Source organism: Gemmatimonadaceae bacterium, from assembly GCA_036003045.1.
GTDB lineage: Bacteria > Gemmatimonadota > Gemmatimonadetes > Gemmatimonadales > Gemmatimonadaceae > JAQBQB01.
Genome location: DASYSS010000061.1, coordinates 1 through 2,044 on the forward strand (window position 1 = coordinate 1; position 2,044 = coordinate 2,044).

Below are 2,044 nucleotides of genomic sequence, written 5' to 3' on the forward strand. Positions count from 1 at the left end.
CACCCACTGCAGGAAAATACCATCGCTATTCAGTCGCGCTTTCGCCGCTTGATAAAATTCTTCTGTAAAAAGGCTCGCAATTCCTGCGCGATAAGGATTCGACGGCTCGGAGACGATGAGGTCGTAATGGTCGGGCGTGGCAAGGAGGACTTCGCGAGCATCGCCGATCCGGATGTGCACCTTCGGGTTGTGCAGGACGTCGTGGTTGACTGGCGTGCACGCCTTTGCGACGCGCAGCACGGCCGGCTCCAGCTCGACAACGTCGACACGGTCCATCGTCGGGACCGCGCCGAGCCAGCCGGCAGAGCTGCCGGTGCCGAGGCCGATCACCAGCGAACGCTGCGCCTTGGGATTCAGGATCGCACCGACGAGACCCATCATCACCTGCGTTCCATCGTCGCCGCGGGCACTTCCATCGACCTTTCCGTTGACGACGAACGCGTAGTCGTCAGGCGCAACCAGCGCTACCGCGCTTTCCCGGCCGTCGGCGTCCCAGACGAGAGTTCGGCGCGCGCTGTCGATCCAGCCGCGGAGACCGTTCGATGTCTTGGGGATCTCCGCGCGCCCGACTCCGATGCCGCTATGCCGCCACGCCGCCGTCGGGCCGAGCGCGAACGTCCCGCTGATCGCGACGACCGCAAAAATGCCGGCGAAGAACGCTCTGCCGGCCACGGCAGCCGCGATCCCAAGCAGCGCAAGCAGAACGATCACGAGACGCCAGGCTCCCGGGGCGCTCAGCAGCGGAATCAGGCCGAATCCGCCCGCGAGTGAGCCGGCGATGGCTCCCGCCGTGTTCCAGGCGTACGCGTGGCCGACGTCGCGGCCGACATCGTCGCGTCCGCTGCCGAGAAGGGAGATCAGAAGCGGGAACTGAATGCCGGCGATGAACGCGGCCGGCAGCACGACGACGATCGTCAGAAGCGTCCACGCGAGCACGTAACCCTCGAAGCCGAACGGACCGAGATCGCGAAGCAACGCTTCGGCGACAGCGAGCCGGTCGCCGAGAGCGAAGGGAAATGCGATCGCGACGGCTTCGAGTGAGCAGGTGAGCGCGAAACCGCCGACAGTCGCCCGGCCGCCGCCGCTCCAGAAGGAGTACGCCGCCCCGCCGAGTCCGATGCCCAGGAGCGCGACGGCGAGAATCAGCCCGAAAGTGAATGTCGAGCCGCCGAGGAGCGGCGCGAGCATCCGGTACCAGACCAGCTCCATCAGCAGGAACGCGAAACCGACGATGCCGGCGGCGATCAGCACGCGGGTGCGGCCGTTGCTCGATGGAGCGGCGTCCTCGGCGCCATCGCGCGCCGGGGAGCCGCCGGCGCTCCACTGATTACCAATGCTTCGAGCGATCACTGCCACGACCGCGTTCACCAGGACGGCGACGAGTAAGGTCTTGCGGTTCCCGAAGATCTCGAGCGCAAAGAAGGTCGAAAGCAACGTGCCCGTCACCGCGCCGAGCGTGTTTGCGCCGTAGAGCAGCGCCACGTTCCGCCGGCCGTCGTCTTCGTTTGTCTCGACGGCGCGGGCCGCGGCCGGCAACGTGCCACCCATCATCACCGTCGGCACGGCCAACACGATCGCGGCGAGGACGAGCCGCACGACGCTGGCGACGGAGATCCCCAGCGTGACCGACCCACCCGTCGCGAAGTAAATCTTCGCGACCAGCCACAACAGCAACTGTGAAGCGGCCGCCGAGACCGCGATCAGCAGCTCAAGGTTGCCGTAGAACACCAACGGTTTAGGGTGCGCATCAGCTCGGCGGCCGAGAAAGGCACTCCCAAGGCCGAGTCCGCCCATGAAGATCGCCAGAACGGCGGCCGTCGCGAAAGTCGAGGCGCCGAAAATCAGCCGGAATTGCCGAAACCAGACGGTCTGGTACGTCAGTGCGCACGCGCCGGAGAAGAAAAGCAGAACAGCCGGTGTCGCGGTGTTGCGGCGCATGAACCGGGAGCGATGCTACACATTGTGGAGTCGTTCCGCGAATGCTCTCGGGGATTCCGCTGTTTTCTTGACCGGCATCTGACCGCCCCGTACACTCGCCTCACCA

At 65.8% G+C, this 2,044-nt stretch carries 1 protein-coding gene; it reads right to left on the minus strand.

What is annotated here, in order from left to right:
• A partial coding sequence (locus VGQ44_16205) for a fused MFS/spermidine synthase (protein HEV8448373.1) occupies positions 1–1,938 on the minus strand: 1,938 nt, incomplete at its 3' end.
• Between the last annotated feature and the right edge of the window lie 106 nt (positions 1,939–2,044).